The sequence below is a fragment of the Pseudomonas sp. MWU13-2517 genome (genome assembly GCF_023242545.1).
In the GTDB taxonomy this organism is placed as follows: Bacteria; Pseudomonadota; Gammaproteobacteria; order Pseudomonadales; family Pseudomonadaceae; genus Aquipseudomonas.
This window is the reverse complement of the sequence record NZ_JALMFA010000001.1, coordinates 209,364-230,411: the sequence shown is the minus strand read 5'-3', so window position 1 is coordinate 230,411 and position 21,048 is coordinate 209,364. Positions and strand designations below refer to the sequence as shown.

General features: G+C 60.8%; 18 protein-coding genes, 1 tRNA gene and 1 pseudogene. 9 read left to right on the top strand and 11 right to left on the bottom strand.

Annotation, left to right across the window (positions count from 1 at the left end):
• Positions 1 to 472: 472 nt before the first annotated feature.
• From M5B97_RS01050 to M5B97_RS01020, 7 genes are all read right to left on the bottom strand, one after another.
• Entirely contained in the window at positions 473 to 1,426 is a 954-nt protein-coding gene (locus M5B97_RS01050) for a D-2-hydroxyacid dehydrogenase family protein (protein WP_248730447.1), read from the bottom strand.
• A gap of 24 nt (positions 1,427 to 1,450) precedes the next feature.
• Positions 1,451 to 2,452, bottom strand: coding sequence for an alpha/beta hydrolase (locus M5B97_RS01045; protein ID WP_248730446.1), 1,002 nt, complete (start codon positions 2,450 to 2,452; stop codon positions 1,451 to 1,453).
• 44 nt (positions 2,453 to 2,496) lie between these two features.
• A complete protein-coding gene (locus tag M5B97_RS01040) occupies positions 2,497 to 2,940 on the bottom strand; it encodes a YqaA family protein (RefSeq protein WP_248730445.1) in 444 nt (147 codons plus the stop codon).
• A complete protein-coding gene (locus M5B97_RS01035) occupies positions 2,937 to 3,383 on the bottom strand; it encodes a DUF411 domain-containing protein (protein WP_248730444.1) in 447 nt (148 codons plus the stop codon). The genes M5B97_RS01040 and M5B97_RS01035 overlap by 4 nt, the downstream gene beginning before the upstream one ends.
• Before the next feature lie 81 nt (positions 3,384 to 3,464).
• Positions 3,465 to 3,923: an SRPBCC family protein gene (locus M5B97_RS01030; RefSeq protein WP_248730443.1), complete on the bottom strand. Its 459-nt coding sequence runs from the start codon at positions 3,921 to 3,923 to the stop codon at positions 3,465 to 3,467.
• A 90-nt stretch (positions 3,924 to 4,013) separates the two neighbouring features.
• Positions 4,014 to 6,008, bottom strand: coding sequence for a methyl-accepting chemotaxis protein (locus M5B97_RS01025; protein ID WP_248730442.1), 1,995 nt, complete (start codon positions 6,006 to 6,008; stop codon positions 4,014 to 4,016).
• Positions 6,009 to 6,149: 141 nt separating this feature from the next.
• On the bottom strand, positions 6,150 to 7,145 hold the full coding sequence (locus M5B97_RS01020) for an aldo/keto reductase (protein ID WP_248730441.1): 996 nt from the start codon (positions 7,143 to 7,145) through the stop codon (positions 6,150 to 6,152).
• Positions 7,146 to 7,261: 116 nt separating this feature from the next.
• Between M5B97_RS01020 and M5B97_RS01015 the strand changes: the two genes are divergently transcribed.
• Complete coding sequence (locus M5B97_RS01015) at positions 7,262 to 8,173, top strand: LysR family transcriptional regulator (RefSeq protein ID WP_123718499.1); 912 nt, start codon at positions 7,262 to 7,264, stop codon at positions 8,171 to 8,173.
• Here the strand turns inward: M5B97_RS01015 and M5B97_RS01010 are convergent.
• The gene (locus M5B97_RS01010) at positions 8,170 to 9,075 is read right to left on the bottom strand and encodes an AraC family transcriptional regulator (RefSeq protein WP_248730440.1); all 906 of its coding nucleotides are present in this window, start codon (positions 9,073 to 9,075) and stop codon (positions 8,170 to 8,172) included. The genes M5B97_RS01015 and M5B97_RS01010 overlap by 4 nt on opposite strands.
• 102 nt (positions 9,076 to 9,177) lie before the next feature.
• On the opposite strand from M5B97_RS01010, the gene M5B97_RS01005 reads away from it, so the two are divergent.
• The 5 genes from M5B97_RS01005 to M5B97_RS00985 are packed head-to-tail and all read left to right on the top strand — an operon-like array spanning position 9,178 to position 13,584.
• Positions 9,178 to 9,738, top strand: coding sequence for a carboxymuconolactone decarboxylase family protein (locus tag M5B97_RS01005; RefSeq protein ID WP_248730439.1), 561 nt, complete (start codon positions 9,178 to 9,180; stop codon positions 9,736 to 9,738).
• Positions 9,739 to 9,778: 40 nt separating this feature from the next.
• On the top strand, positions 9,779 to 10,840 hold the full coding sequence (locus tag M5B97_RS01000; protein ID WP_134657378.1) for an acyl-CoA dehydrogenase family protein: 1,062 nt from the start codon (positions 9,779 to 9,781) through the stop codon (positions 10,838 to 10,840).
• The gene (locus tag M5B97_RS00995; RefSeq protein ID WP_134657377.1) at positions 10,837 to 11,640 is read left to right on the top strand and encodes an ABC transporter ATP-binding protein; all 804 of its coding nucleotides are present in this window, start codon (positions 10,837 to 10,839) and stop codon (positions 11,638 to 11,640) included. Before M5B97_RS01000 ends, M5B97_RS00995 begins: the two co-directional genes overlap by 4 nt.
• Positions 11,627 to 12,826, top strand: coding sequence for an ABC transporter substrate-binding protein (locus M5B97_RS00990; protein WP_123718494.1), 1,200 nt, complete (start codon positions 11,627 to 11,629; stop codon positions 12,824 to 12,826). Before M5B97_RS00995 ends, M5B97_RS00990 begins: the two co-directional genes overlap by 14 nt.
• Positions 12,823 to 13,584 carry an ABC transporter permease gene (locus M5B97_RS00985; protein WP_248730438.1) on the top strand — a complete coding sequence of 254 codons (762 nt, stop codon included), beginning with the start codon at positions 12,823 to 12,825 and terminating at the stop codon, positions 13,582 to 13,584. Before M5B97_RS00990 ends, M5B97_RS00985 begins: the two co-directional genes overlap by 4 nt.
• 47 nt (positions 13,585 to 13,631) lie before the next feature.
• On the opposite strand, the gene M5B97_RS00980 is transcribed toward M5B97_RS00985, so the two are convergent.
• Complete coding sequence (locus tag M5B97_RS00980; RefSeq protein WP_248730437.1) at positions 13,632 to 16,682, bottom strand: membrane-targeted effector domain-containing toxin; 3,051 nt, start codon at positions 16,680 to 16,682, stop codon at positions 13,632 to 13,634.
• Between the two features lie 504 nt (positions 16,683 to 17,186).
• Between M5B97_RS00980 and M5B97_RS00975 the strand changes: the two genes are divergently transcribed.
• Complete coding sequence (locus tag M5B97_RS00975; RefSeq protein WP_123718492.1) at positions 17,187 to 17,381, top strand: hypothetical protein; 195 nt, start codon at positions 17,187 to 17,189, stop codon at positions 17,379 to 17,381.
• Positions 17,382 to 17,406: 25 nt separating this feature from the next.
• Here the strand turns inward: M5B97_RS00975 and M5B97_RS00970 are convergent, their stop codons facing one another.
• On the bottom strand, positions 17,407 to 17,787 hold the full coding sequence (locus tag M5B97_RS00970) for a fe2+ zn2+ uptake regulation protein (protein WP_248730436.1): 381 nt from the start codon (positions 17,785 to 17,787) through the stop codon (positions 17,407 to 17,409).
• A gap of 257 nt (positions 17,788 to 18,044) precedes the next feature.
• On the opposite strand from M5B97_RS00970, the gene M5B97_RS00965 reads away from it, so the two are divergent.
• Entirely contained in the window at positions 18,045 to 20,324 is a 2,280-nt protein-coding gene (locus M5B97_RS00965; RefSeq protein ID WP_248730435.1) for an acylase, read from the top strand.
• Positions 20,325 to 20,536: 212 nt separating this feature from the next.
• Positions 20,537 to 20,610: transfer RNA gene (locus M5B97_RS00960), tRNA-Cys, on the top strand.
• A gap of 189 nt (positions 20,611 to 20,799) precedes the next feature.
• On the opposite strand, the pseudogene M5B97_RS00955 reads toward M5B97_RS00960, so the two are convergent.
• A pseudogene (locus M5B97_RS00955) lies at positions 20,800 to 21,039 on the bottom strand (aldehyde dehydrogenase); the annotation flags it as partial.
• Positions 21,040 to 21,048: the final 9 nt, after the last annotated feature.

Sequence of the window (21,048 nt, the reverse complement as noted above, 5' to 3'; positions counted from 1 at the left end):
ACGTGTTGGGTCGCCTGGTGGCCCGCTGCCACTAGCTTCGATGACCGCATCCTGCGGCCACGCGCACAAGCGCTGTACAAATCTGGCAAGGCTTATGCCAGTTGCGCGGTTGGCAGAAATAGATTGGATGGGCGGGCATCGGGGTGTTATCCACTTTGCTCGCCGTACCTTAAAACTTGACCAGTGGCCGAGTTGGAAAGTTTAGATTTTTTGCGGGGTTTTTGTTTTGGAACGGACCCATCGGTTCTGAGTCTAGGACAGATCCCAGAGCCTGTAGGGTTTCCAGGAAGATTTTGTAGGACAAAAAACTTGTAACCACAAATGCGCAGGTTATGAGCAAGGAGGGGAGCAGGCTTGCGTTGCGCTGGAGTACGCCCCTATACGGTCGCCTGCTTCAAGGTGATGCGGGATTTGGGGGCGCTACACGCCCCAGTACTGGGCAAACCCGCTCACCGGTTTGGTGCGCACAGCGTCAGCCCAGCGCGCGGATGGGGGTTCCGGCAGCCCATGCCTGCACATCTTCGATCATCTGTTGATAGAACTGCCGGTAATTCTGCTCGCTCACATAGCCGATATGGGGCGTGGCCAATACGTTCGGCAGGTGGCGGAACGGATGGTCCACCGGTAGTGGCTCTTCGCCGTACACATCCAGTGCCGCCCCGGCCAGTCGGCCACTTTCCAGCGCGGCTACCAGCGCCTGCTCATCCACAATCGGCCCGCGTGCGGTGTTCACCAGGCGTGCGCTCGGCTTCATCCAACTCAGAGCCTCGGCGTCGACCAGGCCGCGGCTGCGGTCACTGAGTACCAAGTGAACGGTGAGGATATCCGCTTGTTCAAACAGCGCCTGCTTGCTGACCCAGGTCACGCCGCACTGCGCGACCCTTTCCTGGGTAAGGTTTTCACTCCAGGCGATGACGCGCATACCGAACACCTGGGCAAACTGCGCGACTTTCTGACCAATGCTGCCCAGGCCGAGAATACCCAGGGTCTTGCCATGCAAGTCACCGCCCAGGCCGACTTGCCAGCCGCCGGCGCGCAGCGAGTTGGCTTCGGCCAGCAGGTTGCGCGTGCTGGCCATGATCAACGCCCAGGTCAATTCCGGCGCCGCCTGTTTATAGCTGTCGGTGCCGCACACCTGAATGCCCAGGGCCTTGGCGGCGGGAATGTCGATAGCGGCATTGCGCATGCCGCCGGTCACCAGCAGCTTGAGATTGGGCAGGCCCTGCAGCAGCGCCTTATCGAAGAGGGAGCGCTCACGCATCACGCAGATCACTTCAAAGCCCTTCAAACGCTCGACCATGGTGGCAGTGTCCGCCGGGTAATCGTGGAGGAAGTGCACCTGCCCAACCGACGACAGCACCGACCAATCCACCACGTCACTGGCCACATTCTGCCAATCATCAATGACTGCTATCTGTAACGACATTCACCGTGCCTCGATCAAGTGGGATTAAAGGGCGCTCAAACCCTGTAACAGCGCTACGTGAAATTGGGCCGGCTCCTCCATTTGCGGTGCATGCCCCAGCCCGGGGAATTCCACCAGGGTCGCGTGGGGAATCAACTTGGCCACCTGCTTGCCCAACACGGCGTAATTGCCGATCTTCGCCTTGACCGGCGGGGGCGCAAGGTCCTTGCCGATCGCGGTGGTATCGGCGGTGCCGATCAGCAGCAGGGTAGGCATCTGCAAGTCTTTGAACTCGTAGTACACCGGCTGGGTGAAGATCATGTCGTAAATCAACGCCGAGTTCCATGCGACCTGGGTATGCCCCGGGCCTTTATTGAGGCCGGCGAGCATATCCACCCAGCGGTCGTATTCAGGTTTCCAGCGGCCGACGTAATAGGTGTCCAGCTCGTACTTGCGAATACCCTCCGCGCTGAGTTTCAACTCGCGCTCATACCATTGGTCGACACTGCGATAGGGCACGCCCAGTGCCTTCCAATCTTCCAGGCCGATGGGGTTGACCAAGGCCAGTTGTTCGGTTTGCGCCGGGTAGAGCAATGCGTAGCGGGTTGCCAGCATGCCCCCGGTGGAGTGGCCGAGGATAGTGGCTTTTTGAATGCCCAGCTTTTCCAGCAACTGGTGGGTGTTGATTGCCAATTGCTGGAAACTGTACTGGTAGTGATCGGGCTTGCTGGAGGTGCAGAAGCCGATCTGGTCCGGCGCGATCACCCGGTAGCCGGCGTCGCTCAGGGCCTTGATCGAACCTTCCCACGTGGCGCCGCAGAAGTTCTTGCCGTGCATCAATACCACGCTGCGCCCGTTGGCGCGGCCTTTGGCCGGTATGTCCATGTAGCCCATTTGCAGGTTTTTGCCTTGGGACTGGAAGTTGAAATGTTCTACCGGGTATGGGTAGTCGAAGCCTTGCAACTCAGGCCCGTAGGTGGCGGCAAACACCGGGGTGGCAGCAAGCGTGAGCAGGCCGGTAATGCAAACAGCGCGGACGAGAGGCATGAGACGGGCTCCGGATACGATGCCCGGATGCTGTTTGGAGGGGATTAAGTGGGGATTAACACCCACTGCAAGGTCAGCGCTGCGAGCACGCCGTAGCGTATGCCTTTGGCCAGTGTCACCAGGAGCAGGAAGCGCCACAGCGACTCGCGCATGACGCCCGCGACCAAGGTCAGCGGGTCACCGATAATCGGCACCCAACTGAGCAGCAGCGTCCAATGCCCCCAACGCTCGTAGTGGCTGCGCGCTTTGTCCAGTTGTTGGGTGCTGACGGGAAACCAGCGCCGCGCCTTGAAGTGTTCAACCCAGCGGCCCAACCACCAGTTCACCACCGAGCCCAGTACGTTGCCCAAGGTGGCAATGCCCAGCACCAGCCACAGGCTGTAGTGCCCGCTGAGCAGCAGCCCGACCAATACCGCTTCGGACTGCAAAGGCAATAGGGTCGCAGCGCCAAAGGCCGCCAGGAACAACCCCAGGTAACCCGCGATCATCGTGCTGGGTAATCAGCCACTACCACATCGTTGCCGTCCCGGGTCAGGCCGATTACTTGATAGGCTTCGCTGTGACCGTCGACTTCCATGCCCGGTGAGCCCAGGGGCATGCCGGGTGCGGCGATGCCAAGCAGGTCGTCACGTTTGCGCAGGGCCAGCACCTGTTCGGCGGGCACATGGCCTTCGACGAACTTGCCGTCGATCACGGCGGTGTGGCACGAGCCCAGGCGCGGTGCCACGCCCAGGCGTTGTTTGACGGCACTCATGTCCGCTTCGACGTGGTCGTTGACCTTGAAGCCGTTGCTTTGCAGATGGCTGATCCACTGTTTGCAGCACCCGCACTGAGCGTCACGGTGCACGTCAATCGAGATCAGATCGGCCGCCTGGGCCAGGGTGGGGGTGAACAGGGCTGCAAGCAGGGCCAAGCGCAACGGGGTTTTCATTGAGGTGCCGTCCAATACCGGGTGATGAGCCGCGCATTCTCCCTGCTTTTTCTGTTGGGACGTCGTTGTAATGTTTCTAAATTATACGAAGGACGGATCTTCCAGTCGGTGCTTGAGCCGGTCGAGCGCAGTGGCCGACAACTGGATCATGCGCTCACGCAAGCTGGTCAACTGCAATTCGGTTTCATAGGTCAACACGCGCTTGAACAGCGTGCCGCCTTGGTGGGGCATCAGGAAATAGTGAATGGAGCCGTCAACCGCCAGAGACGTGAACACGGTCTTGAACTCACTGGGCGCACGCGCGACCTGTACGCGATAACTCAAGGGGACGCGCACGCCCAACAGGTCGATGATTTCAGTGAAACGGGCGCCCGCAGGCAGTGAACCGGTGATGCCGGTGTCGGCGCTGAGTGAGGTGGGGTGCCATTCGTGCCAGCGATCCGGCTGGGTGACGTAGTCGTAAACAAGGTCGATGGGGGCGTGAATGAAACGTTCCTGACTGATCAACTCCAAGCGGACCGAATGCTCAGCAGCGTGCATGACACACCTCCTGTGTGGCGGGAATTTGCACTAGGAGTTGTCAGAATAGTCCCACTCCCGCGCATTGCACGGGAGTGTTCCAGTGATTTTTCAACGCACCTTGAAGCGACTCATCAAGGCAATCACCTGGCCATTAGCGTCCAGCAGGCTCTGGGTATTGCTTTGGGTGGCATGCCCGCTCTGCACCAGCTCTTCGACCATTTGTCGGATCTGCACCATGCTGCGGTTGATCTCCTCGGTCACCGCGCTCTGCTGTTCGGCGGCGGTGGCAATCTGGGTGCTGAGGTTGTTGATGTGGCTGACCGAACCGGCCATCTCATCCAGGCCCGTGTTGACTCGCGCCGTAGCGTCCGCTGCCGATTGGCAACTGGCCTGGGTGTTTTCCATGGCGGCCACCGACGAACTCACACCACTGGTCAGGCGCGCCAGCATTTCGTTGATCTGCGAGGTGCTGGCCTGGGTACGGGCCGCCAGTGCGCGAACCTCATCGGCGACGACCGCAAACCCACGGCCTTGCTCTCCGGCACGTGCTGCTTCAATGGCGGCGTTGAGGGCCAGCAGGTTGGTCTGGCCGGCAATCGCGCCGATCACGCCGAGGGTTTCGGTGATGCGCGCAGCGTCCTGGCGCATGTTCTCCACCGTATGGGTGGCGCTGGCGACTTCGTCGATCAAGGCGCTGACGCTACTGGACGCTTCGCCCACTACCACACGGGAGTGGTCGGCGTGCTCGTTGGCGCGCCGGGTGAACGACGCGGTTTCAGCGGCGCTTTGCGCGACGGTGTCGGCGGTGGAACTCATTTCGGTGATGGCCGTGACGGTCTGGTCGGTCTCGCTGGCATGCCGCATCAGGATCTGATTGGTGTGGGCCGAGGTTTGCTGCAACCGCTCGAGGCTCGACGACATGGCGCCGGTGGCCTGGGTCACTTCGCCGATCATGTTCTGCAGGTAGACGATAAAGCGGTTCACCGAATGGCCGATGGCGCCCAGTTCGTCTTCGGCGCGGATGGTGATACGCCGCGTCAGGTCGGCATCCCCGGCGGACAAGGCGTCGATGTTGGTTTTCAGCGTCTTCATGCGTTGCACCAGTTGACGAATGGCGTACACGGCCATCAGCACCAGCAGCAACACCATTGGAATCTGCAGCAGGGCGAGGCTGCTGAGGACGTCATCGCGCTGTGCGGTAATCAACGAAGTCGGCAGGGCGGTGGCGAGGAACCACGGCGTGCCCTCGATGGGGCGCAGGTAGAACGTGCTGGCCACGCCCTGGTTGTCGAACTCACTGCGTTGCAGCGCCTGGTCGCGGTGGGCGAGGGCCTTGCTGACCTGGGCGGCGAACGCCGACGTACCGGCCAGTTCACTGATGTTTTTCAACACCACCGGGCTGCTGATGCGCGAACTGTTGCTGATGATCTTGCCGTCGCCTTCGACAATCAGCATCTGCCCGCCGATGTCTTTTTCCTTGTTGGCCACCAGGTCATTGAAGAAACCCAGCGTCACATCAATCGTGGAGACGCCATAGGCGGCACCGTCACGCTGGATCGCCATGGCGCAGTTGGTGCGCGGTTCCTGGCTGGCGTCGTCCTTGTAGGCCGCTGCCCAGGCGCACAGGCCACGGGGCGCGGCGAGGCCGCCTTTGTACCAGCTCTGGTCGTAATAGTTGGGCGCCGCATCACTGTTCCAGAAGGTGTTGACCGCCAGCTTGCCCGAGGCGTCGCGGTGCCAGAACGTGCTGTGTTTATTGCGCCCGGGGGTGCGCTGGTTGGGCAACGGCCAGATACCGCCACCGAATACCTTCAACTCGCCGTATTGGTCCACCAGGCCAGGCAGCACCTTATCAATGGCGTCGCTGTCGAGCAGGGGAATGGTTTGGGTGATGCTGCGTTGCTGGGCTTGAACTTTGTTCAGCTCGCCCTGAATCTGTACGGCCACTTCATTGATGCGGTTGAGTACCACCTGTTCTTCGGTTTGACGCAGCTTGGGCGCGACCAACTGGCCGATACCCACGACCGTCAACACAAATAACACCAGGACGAACAGCACCAGGAACAGGGTATAGCGGGCTTGGATGGAGCGCAGTGGAGGCATGGGGTCGTCCTTACGAAGCGTTATTGTCGACGCGGCTTTATTGGAGCTTCGTAGGGCTATCGGCTTGGAATCACGGAGCTTTAGGTACGCCCGTGCAAGAAAGTGGGAGCGCCGGCTTGCGGCGCTCCCGAGTGAGGCGGGTCAGATATCGAGCATGGCCATGACGTCTTCGGGGTAACGCAGACCCGCGGTGGCATCGGCCGGGAAAATGGCATTCAACGCGTCACGCTCAGCCTGGCTCAGCACGACGGAAACCGCCGCCACATTCTCTTCCAAGTATTTGCGCTGCTTGGTACCGGGAATCGGAATGATGAAATCACCCTGCGCCAACACCCATGCCAGCGCCAATTGCCCGGCCGTCACACCTTTGTCCGCCGCCAGCCTCTGTACCTGCTCGACCAGCAGCAGGTTTTTCGCAAAGTTCTTGTTCTGGAAGCGGGGATTGGAACGACGGTAATCATCGGCGGCGAAGTCGTCCGGGCTTTTCAGGGCGCCGGTGAGGAACCCCCGACCGAGTGGGCTGTACGGCACAAAGGCAATGCCCAGTCGGCGGCAGGTGTCGAGGCAGCCGTTGTCTTCCTGGTCTCGGCTCCACAGTGAGTATTCGCTTTGCAGGGCGCTGATGGGGTGCACCTTATGGGCACGCTCCAGGGTGGCGGCGCTGGCTTCGCTCAGGCCCAGGTAACGGACTTTGCCCTGTTTTACCAACTCGGCCATGGCGCCGACGGTTTCTTCGATGGCCACGTCCGGGTCGATGCGGTGCTGGTAGTACAGGTCCAGGGTTTCAATGCCCAGCCGCTTCAATGTGCCGTTGATGGCGTTACGGATGTATTCGGGACGGCCATTCACACCGCGCAGCGCAGGGTTGGCCGGGTCACGTACGATGCCGAATTTGCTGGCCAGGAACACCTGGTCGCGTTTGCCGGCGATGGCGTTGCCGATCAATTGCTCGTTGGTGTGCGGGCCGTACATGTCGGCGGTATCGAGGAAGTTGACGCCCAGCTCCAGGGCGCGATGCAGGGTGGCGATTGCTTCCCGGGTGTCGGTGCCGGTCGTGTAGAAATCGGTCATGCCCATGCAGCCGAGGCCGATGGCGCTGACAGTGGGACCGTTTTTGCCGAGTTGACGAGTGTGCATGGGTTCAGCTCCTGGTTGGGGAAGGTCTCCATTGTTATCCTCGACAAAACCAAGATAAACCCGCTAAAAGCACTATCACTATTCGTTAAATCTAAATAATCAAAGAGGGGCGGGCATTGGATCGTTTCAATGCGATGCGCGTGTTTACACGGATTGTGGAACTGGGCGGGTTCGCCAAGGCGGCCGACAGCCTGCAACTGCCACGGGCCTCAGTGACCATCCTGATCAAACAGTTGGAAGCCCACTTGGGCGTGCAGCTGTTGCAACGCACCACGCGCCAGGTCAGTCCGACCTTGGACGGTGCAGCGTATTACCAGCGCTGTGTGCAGTTGCTGGCAGACCTGGAAGAAACCGAGGCGGTGTTTTCCACCCGGCGCCAGAACCCTCGCGGCACCTTGAGCATCGATATGCCGTCGGGTATTGGGCGTTGCATCGTGATTCCTGCGTTGCCGGGCTTTACCTCACGTTACCCGCAGATCGAACTGGAGATCGGCCTCAACGACCGCCCGGTGGACCTGATCCGCGAAGGCGTGGATTGCGTGCTGCGCGGCGGCGCGGCTCTGGATGAGTCGCTGGTGGCGCGGCCGTTGGCGATGCTCGATCAGTTGACCTTGGCCAGCCCGGATTACCTTGAACGCAGGGGCGTCCCGCAGTGCATTGATGACTTGGCCGACCATCAGATGGTCGAGTATGTCTCGAGCAGCAGCGGTAAACGCTTTGGCCTGGAATTCCAGATCGGCGACGAACTGCGCCCGATCAACCTGGCCAAGACCGTTGCAGTCAACAGCGCCGACGGTTATTTCGCCGCCTGCGAGGCAGGTTACGGACTGATCCAGGCGCCGTATTATCATGCGATACGTTCACTGGCGCAGGGCTCGCTGGTAGAAGTGCTACCGCAGTTGGCCGTGCCGCCGATGGCCTTGACGGCGTTGTACCCGCCGCACCGCCAGTTGTCGCTGCGGGTGCGGGTGTTTGTCGACTGGCTGGTTGAACTGTGCGCTCGCCCGGGTAATGGGTTGCGGCGCTAGGCTTGAGCCCGTCGATAGGCGCCGGGCTGCTGGCCGGTGACTTTATGAAAGGCCCGGGTAAACGCGGCGACCGACTGATACCCCACCGCCAGCGATACGTCGGCCACCGTCTGGTCCTGCTTGAACAACTGGCAGGCATGGCGCATGCGCATCATCAGCAGCACGTGCCCCGGCGACTGCCCGCATAACTCGTTGAAACGCTTGAAGAACGCCGAGCGCGACAGCCCGGTGCAGGCGGCCATGCTTTCCAGGGTCCAGGGATCTGCCGGGCGGGCGATCAACTGTTCCAGCAAATCGGCAAACGCCGGCTGCCGGCCCAGCGCGGCCAGGCCGCCGAGATCGGTGTTGTCGATGACTTGCTGACGCAGCACGTACAGGAACAACAGGTGGCACAAACGTTCGAGCAAGGCGCCAGAGGGGGCCGGGGTGCGCTGGCATTCTTGCAGGATCAGCTCGAACAGATTGCGCGCGGCGGTCAGCGACGGGTCACCGGCGCGCAGGATGATCCAGGCGGGCAGGGAGTCGACAATCATGGCCGACAAGCCGGATTGGAAATGGAAGAAACCGCATACCAACCCCACACCGTCGTTGGCCGTGCTGTCCAGCGGCAGCATCGGCCGACGTGGGCAGTCCTGCGCGCCGGCGGCCGTGGCTTCACCCGAGAGCCGATAGGCCAGGTCACGCAGGAGAAACACCGCGTCGCCATTATTCAGGTGTTGGGGCGTGGGGTCGTCTTCGATGTGCAGCCAGCACTCACCTTGCACAATCAAATGGAAACTTGCGCTGGCCAGCCCGTGTGTACTCGCATGCCAGTCACCGCAATAGCGACCGACATGGAACAGGCTGGTATCGAGTTCGAGGCTGTCTAATAACCAATCGACAAGTGCACTGGACGAATTCATCTAAGGTAAAGACTCTAGAGCAAGTAATCGCTACTTTAGCCTATTGAGCCGATTTTTTATAACCAACAGACTGGTCACATGAACCCATCAGGAGACCACTCCATGTCCCGTGTACCCTTGTTGACCCCCGACACCGCGCCGGAAGCCGCCAGGCCTTTCCTCGAAAACGCACAGAAAGCCTCGGGTTTCATCCCTAATCTGCTCGCGGTATTGGCCAATGCGCCTGCTGCTCTGGAAACCTACATCACGGTGTCCGGCCTCAACGCCAAGGCTGAACTGAGTCTGGCCGACCGTGAAGTGGTGCAACTGATTGCGGCCACCACCCACGGGTGCGATTTTTGCGTCGCAGGCCATACCGCCGTGGCGCGCAACAAGGCCAAGTTACCTGAAGAGGTGATCGACGCATTGCGCCAGCGCGGTGAGCTGCCCAACGCCCGCTATGAGACACTCGCCGCGTTTACCCGCGAAGTGATCGCCAACCGTGGGGATGTCAGCGATGCCGGTTTTGAGGCGTTCCTCGCTGCGGGTTATACGCAAGGCCAGGCGCTGGAGGTTATTTTGGGGGTCAGCCTGGCCACCCTGTGCAATTTCGCCAACGTGTTTGCCCGGACGCCACTGAACCCCGAGCTGGCGCAATACCGCTGGGAACAACCGGCAAGCTGAATTTGGCGATGGCCCACCTGCTGTAAAAGGAGAGACATACATGCTTGACCCAATCTTGAGCCGTTGGCTCGATGTTCAAGCGCAGGCCCTGGATGTGGGCAGTTGCGATCCACAGGAAGTGCTGCCGCGGCTGGCACAGGCCGATGTGTTACGTATCGGTGTGCCGAAGCACCTCGGCGGCCTGGGCGGAGATGTGGCCGGCGCGGTGGAAATGATCGCCAATATCGCCAGCCATTCCCTGGCGGCGGCGTTTGTCTGCTGGGGCCAGCGCTCCTTTATCGAATACTTGCTGCAAAGCCCGAATGAACGGCTGCGTGAGCAACTGATGCCGGACCTGCTCAGCGGCAAGCTGGCCGGGGCCACCGGGTTGTCGAATGCGATGAAGTTTCTGTCGGGCATCGAGGCGCTGCAGATCAGCGCCGAACCGACCGATGACGGCTGGACCCTCAACGGCCGCCTGCATTGGGTGACCAACCTGCGCAAGAACGGCTTTGTCGCGGCGGCGGCCATCGAGCACGCCCAGGGTGGTACGCCGTTTATCCTGGCGATCCCCGATTCCGTGCACGGTTTGCAGCGGTCCCGGGACCTGGATCTGTTGGGCCTGCAATCGAGCAACACGGCTGCCCTGGGCCTGGAAGGCGTAGTGCTGAGTCGTGATTGGTTGCTGCATGAGGACGCGCGCAAGTTCCTGCCGGCGGTACGCCCGGCGTTCCTGGGGCTGCAATGCGGCATGTCCATCGGCCTGGCCCGTCGCTCGCTGGCAGAGGTGGCCCACCACCTGGGCGCCAGCCGCACCGTATTGCGCGACGAGTTGGAAGCACTGCGGGTGACCCTGGATCATCTGGTCACCGAGCTCAAGAATGGCTTGCTCGCCGGGCGTTTTGCCGCAGAGCCGGTGCCGCTGTTCAAGCTGCGCATCGCCCTCGCCGAAACCGCCGCCAGTGCCGTGCAGCTTGAGTTGCAGGCAAGCGGCGGCAAAGCTTATCTCACCGCTCACGGCAGTGGGTTCGCCCGGCGCTGGCGAGAGTCGGCCTTTGTGCCGATCGTGACCCCAAGCCTGGTGCAACTGCGCACCGAGCTGCACCGTCAGGCCAACCTGTGAGCCAGGCGGTACTCAGTGCCCGAGGCATCTGCCTGGGGTACGCCGGTGGCCCGGTGCTGCAAGGTTTTGACCTGCAATTGCAACCCGGCGAAGTGGTCTCGATCCTTGGCCCCAGCGGTGTCGGCAAGTCCAGCCTGCTGCGGGTGCTCGCCGGTTTGCAGACGCCCCAGGGCGGCAGTGTCAACGTGCTGGGCGAGCCGTTGAACGGTCCGCACCCGCGGGTGGCGGTGGCTTTTCAAGACCCCAGCTTGTTGCCATGGCTGAACCTGGAGAAGAACGTCGCCTTTGGGCTGGATTTTGACCGTCAGCCACGGTTGAGCCAGGAACAGCGGCGCCAGCGGGTGGACCATGCCGTTGCCGCCGTCGGCCTGCAGCACGCGCGCCAGCAGTTTCCGGCACAGCTGTCCGGCGGCATGGCGCAGCGGACGGCACTGGCCCGCTGCCTGGCGCGCCAACCGCAAGTCTTGCTGCTGGATGAGCCGTTCGGTGCCCTGGACGAAGTAACCCGCGCCGATATGCAGCACCTGTTGCTCAAGGTCAACCGCGAGCAAGGGTCGGCGGCAGTATTGATCACTCACGATATCGACGAAGCGCTGCTGCTGTCCGACCGCATCCTGCTACTGGGTAACCGCCCGGCGCGGACGTTGGGTGAATGGCACATCGACCTGCCGCAACCTCGGGAAGAGCAGGTGGAGGCCATCGGTGCGTTGCGTATCGACATTCTGAAAACCCTACGGCAGGCGAGCCGCCCTCAACCCAACCCCCTTGAACCTCTGGAGCTGAACCATGTGTCTGGATGACCTGACCCACTCGCGCCGTGACTTTCTCAAACTGTCGGCGGTGCTCAGCGCCGCCGGCGCCTTGCCACTGCTGAGCAGCCTGCAAGCCCGCGCCGCCAGCGAGCCGGACGCACCGGTGCGCATCGGCTACCTGCCGATCACCGACGCGACGCCGCTGTTGGTCGCGCATAACAATGGCCTGTTCGAAGCCGAGGGCATCAAGGCCGAGCGCCCGGTACTGCTGCGCAGTTGGGCGCAGGTGATCGAGGCGTTCATTTCCGGGCAGGTCAACGTGATTCACCTGTTGTCGCCGATGACCGTATGGGCGCGCTACGGCAGTAAAGTGCCGGCCAAGGTGGTGGCCTGGAACCACGTGGGTGGCTCCGGGCTGACCGTGGCCCCCGGTATTACCGACGTGAAGCAATTGGGCGGCAAGTCGGTGGCGATTCCATTCTGGTACTCGATCCACAACGTGGTAGTGCAGCAGTTGTTCCGCGACAACGGCCTGACCCCCGTGGCTCGCGCGGCGGGCAGTGCAATCGCCGCCAACGAGGTCAACCTGATCGTCCTGCCGCCTTCCGACATGCCTCCGGCCCTGGCCAGCAAGCGTATCGACGGTTACATCGTGGCCGAACCGTTCAATGCCCTGGCGGAAACCCTCAAGGTAGGCCGCGTGCAGCGCTTTACCGGTGATGTGTGGCGCAACCACGCGTGCTGCGTGGTGTTCATGCACGAGCATGATCTGGCCAACCGTCCGGAGTGGTCGCAGAAGGTGGTGAACGCCATCGTCAAGGCCCAGGTGTGGACCCGCGACAATCGCGAAGAGGCAGTGAAGTTGCTGTCCAAGGACGGCCCGAACCGTTACACGCCCCACGCTGAACCGGTCCTGAGCAAAGTCCTGGCACCGCAGGCCGCCGACCGAGCCGCCTACGTGGCCGACGGTGCGATCCGGCACGCCAATTGGGACGAGCACCGTATCGACTTTCAGCCTTACCCGTTCCCCAGCTACACCGAGGAGCTGGTGCGCCGCCTTAAGGACACCCTGATCGAAGGCGACAAGACATTCCTCGCCAACCTCGACCCGGCGTTCGTCGCCAAGGACCTGGTGGATGACCGCTTCGTGCGCAACGCCATCGAGGCTGTCGGCGGCATGAAGACGTTCGGTTTGCCGGATGGTTTTGAACGGCACGAGGAGATCGGCGTTTGAACAACCGCAGAATCCCGGGCTGGTTGCTCGGGTTGAGTGGCTTGGCAGGTTTGCTGGTGCTGTGGTGGCTGGGCGTCAAGGTGTTTGGCGAGGCCGACGGGTTGTCGGCGCGCTTCTCCCTGGCGGCTACCTTCAGCAGCCTGTGGGAGCTGCTGGGGCGTGGTGATCTGTACCTGCACATTGCGGTGAGCCTCAAGCGTATCTTCGTGGGTTTGTTCCTGGCGCTGTTGGTGGGGGTACCGCTGGGCTTGCTGGTGGGCAGTTCGCGTAACCTGGAGGCCGCGACGACGCCGACGTTTCAGTTTCTGCGGATGATCTCACCGCTGTCATGGATGCCCATCGTGGTGATGCTGATGGGCGTCGGGGATCAACCGATCTACTTCTTGCTGGCCTTCGCCGCCGTGTGGCCGATCATGCTCAATACCGCTGCCGGCGTACGGCAGTTGGACCCGCGCTGGTTGCAGTTGAGCAAAAGTTTGAGCGCCACGCGCTGGGAGACGTTGCGCCGGGTGATCATTCCCGGGGTGGTGGGGCATGTGTTGACTGGCGTGCGCCTGGCCATCGGGATCTTGTGGATCGTGCTGGTGCCGTGCGAAATGCTCGGGGTCAGTGCCGGGTTGGGGTACTACATCCTCGACACCCGCGATCGGTTGGCGTATTCGGAGTTGATGGCGATGGTGGTGCTGATCGGGCTATTGGGCTTTGCGCTGGATGCGTTTGCACGGTGGCTGCATCAGCGCTGGGTGCATGCGCGCTGATGCCGTAGGAACCGAAGGCCCGGGAGGCTCCCGGGCCTGGGGTTGAACTAGGGTTTTATGTAGATCTGGAAGTCGCCTGGAATGTCCCCGGCTTTCAAGGGCTTCATGGGATCGGGCAACTGCCGGGTGTCTTTGCGGCCGATGGATTTTGCGACGCCCGGGTTGTCAAACACCCCGATGCCGATGGCGCCCGTCAACTCGGCCAGGCCCGGAACGCCCTCGGCGGTGTTCATATGCGAGGCACCCACCAGCGCGATCCATTTTTCCGTGCCCGAGTTTGCCTGGATCACCTCCGAGGCGTGGTAGTTGAATTCCTGGAGGCGTTGCACCGAGCCAAAACCCGCCGTCGTCGGGCCATACAACGCCTTTACGTCCTTGTGTCGGGTCAGGTAATAGTGGTCGAGAGGCAGCACCTCAATGCCTCTGCTTTCGAACAGCTTTTTCAGCGCCTCGAATGTCGGGCCTGTGCGGGGCCGGTTTTTCCCGAGCATCCCGATACCGTCGTCCACCAGGCCATAGGGCGGCAAATCGATCAGGCCTTCGAAATACACCTTTTTGACGTTTTGGCTGACGAGCGTATCAACCTGCTGCGCGAGCAATCTGAAACTGGCCATCTGATCGTGCTTCTCTCCAAACACGATCCCATCTGCGGCTTGCAGAGACCGGGAAATCAGCTCGGGTATTTCGACATCTCCCGTGAGGGGCGGCATCGTCGGGCGTGGTACCGGATTACGCGCTATCTCGTCATAAAATTCGAACATGTCATCCACGAATTTTTTAATGGTTTCATCCTTTCCATCACCGCGAATGAAATGCCCGGCCTCAAGTTTTCCTTTCGTGGCTTCCGGGTAGCTGCCTTCGGGCAACTCCTTGCGGGTGATCCTTGGGCGTTGGCGCAGACCATTCTGATGGTAGGGATGCACCCGATGAGTGCCTGGCGTGTGGGTGTTGGGGCTCGGCGCCAGCGTCTGCAAGGCGGAGAAGTCCTCGAGGGGAGAGCCGTAGGGCTGCATCCTGTGCGCATCGAAGGCATACCATTTACCGTTGAACAACACGGCGCTGCCTTCGACGGTGTGCCCGCCCGCTTTAAACGTGCCGTTTGCCGCTGCATCAAAGTAATTGCCGGCTTCCATCAAATCCAACGGCGTAGCAGTGCCGCGCAGTTTCTTAATGCCCTGCACCGCACTGCTCATCCCGCAGGTGAGCAGCTTTCCAGCACCCACCCAGAGGTCGCCGGTACCGCTCAACGGGTTGAGTTCACCCAAGGTCGCAGCGCCGAAGATTTTTCCGAGCTTGAGCAGTTGGTTGGCGGCCGAGCCGGTATTCTTCAACGCCTTGATCGTTTTGGCGCCGGCCCCGAGCCCCGCCGTGATGAGCGCAAAAATATCCAGCGTGAGGTCGAGGGCACCTGCACCGTAGTTGCCGTCACGGAAGTTGACGATGGCTGACCTGAGCGGGATAAGGTCAAGCAGAAAATCGGCGAGCGCTGCTTGCTGCCCTCGCTCTTTGTCATAAGAAGTGATGCCCCGAGCCTGCTGCTCAAGGCCGAGCGCTTCGACGTAGACGTTGGCGATGTGTCGGGTGCGTTCGCTTGCGAAGCTTTTGGGGACATTGGCGCTTATCCGTGCCTCCTGAAGCGCCAGCGTATGCTTGTCCTGCGGCTGGACCCGTTCGGTCTTATAGAGGGTGTTGCTGATTCTGGTGCTGTCGAGGTCTTTGAGATTGGGCCGCTTTGACAGCAAGCCCTTTTCCGGATCCAGCGCATAAAGATGGTTTTGTTTGTTGCGCGTGACTTTTATCAGCAGGCGGTTTTTTTGAGCCGTCAGTTCGGGCGCATCGAGAAGCCCCAGGCCGATTTTGTAAGTACCTTCCTTGTAAAACTCGATCTCTCCCTGCTCAAGGTTTTCCCGGTCCTCCAGCGGCAGGTTGGCGATCAGGTAGCTGACCAGCGTCTGGTGCATTTGCTTATGCGAGTCCAGGGCTGATTTGAAGTCATTCACTGTGTTTGCGTCTGCGCTCTGGCTGAACGTATTGAGGCGCTTGAGTGGAACGTCTTTATCAAAGGTTTGCCAGGCTTCGCCATGGGGCAGTGTGTGGCCCTCCATGATGATATCGAGCATTGAACGTGCGCCTGGGTTGAACTCGCGGTCCTTGATCGACAGCACCCGTTTCTCAAAGACGTCGTCCGCCACCTGCGGAAATTGCGCCTTGAGCGTGGCCAGGGCCATGGCCTTGCGGCTGGGCAGCGCGTCTCCCAGGCGGCTGGAGGCAATCCTCAGCACGCTCTGCTGATCGTTGAAGGCCGTTTGCGCACGGGCTATGTCTTCGCTGTCGTAGCGGTCGTCGTGTCGCTTTGGCAGGTGACCATTGCACACCGCCCAGTCGATCAGCACGGTCAGTAGCGTCGCTTCGTCGGGCGCGGTCTCCGACGATTCGGCATCAATCATGACCTGTGCGTAGGTTTTGTTGCGGACCGTGCCGGGGGCTTGAGCTTCCTGTGTGGCCACGTTGATGCAAAAGTTTGCCCAGGCCTGGCTGCCGTAGACCACCTGAGGGGGGATGTCCTTGACCAGGAACTGCGGCGCCTTGGTTGCCAGTAACACGCGGGCCGCCAACGCGCCCCGGCCTTTTGCCGTCCTGGCTTGCTGCTCCAGATAGCTGGACAGTTGGTCGACCACTTCCGCTGCGGATTTGCCCCAGTGACGCTCGCTCGCAAGGTCGAAATTGGCCACTTTGTTTCGATGGGGCGCGCTGATCGATTCGGGATCAAGGCCAATATGGATGGCCGCCAGCACGTAGTCGGCCACACTGGTATCGGTCGCTATGCCCTCAACCCGTGCCTGTATGGCAGTGCCTAAGGCCTCTGCCTGGGGAGCCTTGAGCAGTGTTTCCAGCGCCTTGTCCGGATCGGCTGATTCGGCGGCGGATAACGGCTGTACGTTCATCAGGTAATCCAGCGCCCCGGCACGCCCAAGCCGCGTGAAGCCGGGCAGGTTAGGGATATTGTCGGCCACCAGGGTTTCAATGGCGCGTTGCTGTTCGATACTCGGCGGAACCGGCCAGGACAAGGCGCCGCCGAGATTGCCCAGTGGCTGCATGTCGCGCCGACCCGCGAGGGAGGTCAGGCGGCTATCGATCGTTGGGCGTTCAAGTGGTTCTGGACTGGAAATAATCGTTAGCGCAGGGGGAGGGGATGTCTGGCCTGTGACGGATTGCTGGGGCGGCAATGCAGGCGGGGAAATCGACGAAGGGCGTGTGAGCATCAGCGTTAGCACCTGTTTTCGTACCGGAAAGATGCGCCTTGCACAGCTCTGTTCCTGTGAGCGGGCACTCTTTTGAGGTGTTGAAAACAGGTGCTCGGGTTCCAGCTTGCGGCGGGTGAGAGTGTAAGAACCGATCTCACGGCGGGTCAGCGATGGACAGACTCCGCGCCGCCGCCATCCAAGGGCTTACAGGTTCAATCCGGGCTGATGGGAGCCAAACGTTTACATCGCCTGTAACATAGGACCTTGCCGACCCTCCCATTCACTCCCGTCAGCGGGGTGTGCCTGGCATGCTCGGCGCTACAACGTGGATACATTCTCAAGGTTCAGGAACCCGTCATGACCCAGAAGCAACGTTTGAAATATTCCATTCTGATTTCCCTGATCGTACTGGCGACGATGTTTGGCTTGTCTCACCTGCAGAACACCGGGGTTATCAGCGAGAAAACCTTCCAGTACATCGCCATTGCCGTGGCAGTGATCGTGGTGATCATCAACGGCATCATGCGCCGCAAGGTCAAGCCTAATTTCTGATCTGGCCTGATCCGGGACGCGCGACTCAAGCGCGGCCGTCGAGCACTTTGGCAGCCTCTTCATGGAGGCTGTAGCTTTTATCGGCATTGAGGGTGATCACGCCCTCGCTGCACAGGCGCTTGAGCACCTCACGCACGCTGAGAAACGACAACGGAATGCCCAGCTCGAGTAAATGGCTGTGCACGCCACGTACCCCCAGGGTGCGCTGGTTGTCTGCAGCCGTGAGCAGGGCGTCGATGACTTTCAATCGGATCAGGCTGGTGCGCAGGCCGAAGCACTTGAGCAAATGGCGAATACGCTGGTTGCCTTGCTGTTCGGGTGATTTGCCAAGCGCTTGGGTGCCTGCGCCGAAATTGGCGTCGGCAGCCAGTGAGTGTCCGTCCGTGGGCCGTAGCGAGTTGTACATGCAAAAACTCCTTATCAGCGCCTGATCAGGAAAAATGATGGCGCTCTTAGTCAATAAGACGAACGAGCGAGGTAAATCATGAAGCGGCAGATGTAGAAAATTTGTCGGTATCACGTTTGTCACAGGTCAAGCGCCGCGGATAACCCGCGCCCTGGCTAAATTGTCCGCGGTGGTATGCGTCTTACGGTGGGGCCTTCGGCCTTGCGATCGGGAATGAGCCCGCGTGTGAAGTTGTTCAATTTGACTGTGGAGCTTGCGTGATTATTTCCAACGGGTGGGCCAGGGTGTGCCTGGCAGGGGCATTGCTGGGGTTGAGTCTGGCCGCATCGGCGCGGGAGCCGGTGGCGCAGGCCTCGGCGGAAATCCGCCGTACCACATACGGCGTGCCGCACATTCGCGCCAATGACGAGCGTGGCTTGGGCTATGGCATCGGGTATGCCTACGCCCAGGACAACCTGTGTTTATTGGCCAATGAAGTGGTCACCGTAAACGGCGAGCGCGCCAGGTTCTTCGGCCCGGAGCAGGTGACGCTGGAAGAGCGCAACAACCTTGCCAGCGATATGTTTTTCACCTGGCTCAACACCCCTGAGGCGGTTGGCGCTTTCTGGAAGGCGCAAAGCCCGCAGATGCAGCAACGCATGCAAGGTTATGTGGCGGGCTACAACCGCTATCTGAAAGAGCAGGGCGCGCCGGCCCAGTGTCAGGCCGCCTGGGTTCGACCACTGGTGGTGGATGACCTGGTCAAGCTGACACGCCGGCTGCTGGTGGAAGGTGGTGTCGGCCAATTCGCCGAAGCCCTGGTTGGCGCCGCGCCACCTCAAGCCACGGCTCGCGTGCAACCGGACACAAACGCCTTTGAACTGGCCGCTACCCATCAACAGCGCTTCAACCTGGAGCGGGGCAGCAATGCGGTGGCTGTTGGTCGTGACCGTTCGTTCAATGGCCGTGGAATGCTGCTGGCCAACCCTCATTTCCCTTGGGTGGGTGGCATGCGCTTTTATGAGATGCACCTGACCATTCCAGGCCAGCTGGACGTGATGGGCGCGGCACTGCCAGGCTTGCCGGTGATCAATATCGGCTTCAACCAGCACGTGGCCTGGACGCATACGGTCGACACCTCCAAGCACTTCACCCTGTATCGCCTGACGCTCGACCCGAAGGATTCCACGCGGTACCTGCTCGACGGTAAATCCATCCCCTTGGATAAAACGACGCTGACGGTGCAGGTCAAACAGCCCGACGGCGCGCTCAAGGCGCAGACGCATACGGTCTACAGTTCGCAGTTCGGCCCCGTGGTGCAATGGCCCGGCAAGCTGGACTGGGACAACCGCTACGCCTTCAGTCTGCGCGATGCCAACCTGGGCAATGACCGCGTGTTGCAGCAGTGGTACGCGATGAACCGTGCCGCCAGCCTCAAGGAACTGCAGACCTCCGTGCAGACCCTGCAAGGTATTCCGTGGGTCAACACCCTGGCCACAGACGACCAGGGCCAGAGCCTGTACATGAACCTGTCGGTGGTGCCCAACGTCAGCGCCGCCAAACTCAAACAGTGCAGCGACCCGCGGGCCGGCCTGCAAATGATCATGCTCGACGGCGCACACAGCGCCTGCGCCTGGGACGTCGACCCGCGCGCGGCGCAGCCCGGCATCTTCCCGGCCGAGCAGCTGCCGCAACTGCAACGCAGCGACTACGTGCAGCATTCCAATGACTCGGCGTGGCTGGCCAACCCCAAGGCGCCGTTGACGGGGTTCTCGCCGGTGATCAGCCAGGACAACATCGGCCTCGGTCCACGTGCCCGTTTCGCCGTGCAGCGCCTGCAGGCCCTGGAGAAACAACCAATCAGCGTGACCGACCTGCAAAACATGGTCATGGACAACGAGGTGTACCTCGCCAGCCAAGTGATGCCCGACCTGCTCGAATTCTGTGCCAAGCACCTCGGCGCCGACGCGGCCGCCTTGCAGCCACTGTGCACCAGCCTGCAAAGCTGGGACCAGCGCGCCAACCTCGACAGCGGCCTGGGCCTGGTGCACTTCATCAACCTGGTGGAGCACTTGCAGCAAATCCCGGATGCCTGGCGCGTCGCCTTCGACCCGGCCCAGCCGCTGACCACGCCACGCGGCCTGGCCATCGACCGCGCGCCGGTGGCCAAGGCGTTGCGCGAAGCCATGCTTGCATCGACACAAGACGTGAGCAAACTCGGGTTAAGCCGCTGGGGCGACATCCAGGTGTCCGGCCAGATCCCGATGCACGGCGGCCCACAACAACTGGGCATCTACAACGCCATGCAAAGCGTGCCGCGTGCCGACGGCAAACGCGAAGTCATCAGCGGCACCAGCTACCTGCAAATAGTCACCTTCGACGATAAAGGCCCCCAGGCCCTGGGCATGCTGGCGTTCTCCGAATCCAGCGACCCTGCGTCACCACACGCCAAGGACCAGACCCAAGCTTTCTCCGATAAAAAACTGCGCCCACTGCCGTTTACCGATGCCCAGATCAAGGCCGACCCGCAGTACCGCGAGCAACGCATCAAGGAGTAAGCCAGACCCGCAACCCCTTGATGCCAATGCGAAATATTTTTGAAATCAAGGGGTTGCAGGCAAAAGCAAATGAGTACATAATGGCGCCCATCGAACGCAACGAAGTATTAAAAACTTCAATGTATTCAATGAGTTAGAGTAGAGGCAGGCTGTTATAGCCCACTCAAGTTTTTATGCGATGAATGTCAGTAGTTAGGGCATTGATTGTTTGAGGCCGAGTAGCAAAATGGTTATGCAGCGGATTGCAAATCCGCCTACGCCGGTTCGATTCCGACCTCGGCCTCCACTCTTGAAAACCCCGTAGATTAGCGTCTACGGGGTTTTTTATTGCCTGCGTGAAAAGGGGCGCGTACCAAAACTTTCAGGTAGGCGTACCAAAACTTTTCTATTTTGTTGGGTTAGCGATAGCACCGACGCGGACGTAAATCTTCTTCGTGGTCTCCTGCTTTAAGTGTCCATGGGGACGGCTGGCTTCGCCCACGACGCCGATTCCGCCAGTCGCCTTGGTGGAGGCCACGAGATTATTCATGGTCAGATGATTGGCTTCATGGCCATGGCGATCGCAGCATTGATAACCGACGCACTCACAACCGCGATCCGTGCCTTTGCCATGGGTCAGATTCAATATCTGATCCACCGCTTCTTTTTCGAGCGCGTTGACGGGCGTTGCGCCCATCTGGGCAGCCAGCTTCAAGCGATCAGGGTGATTGTCGAGTCACCATGT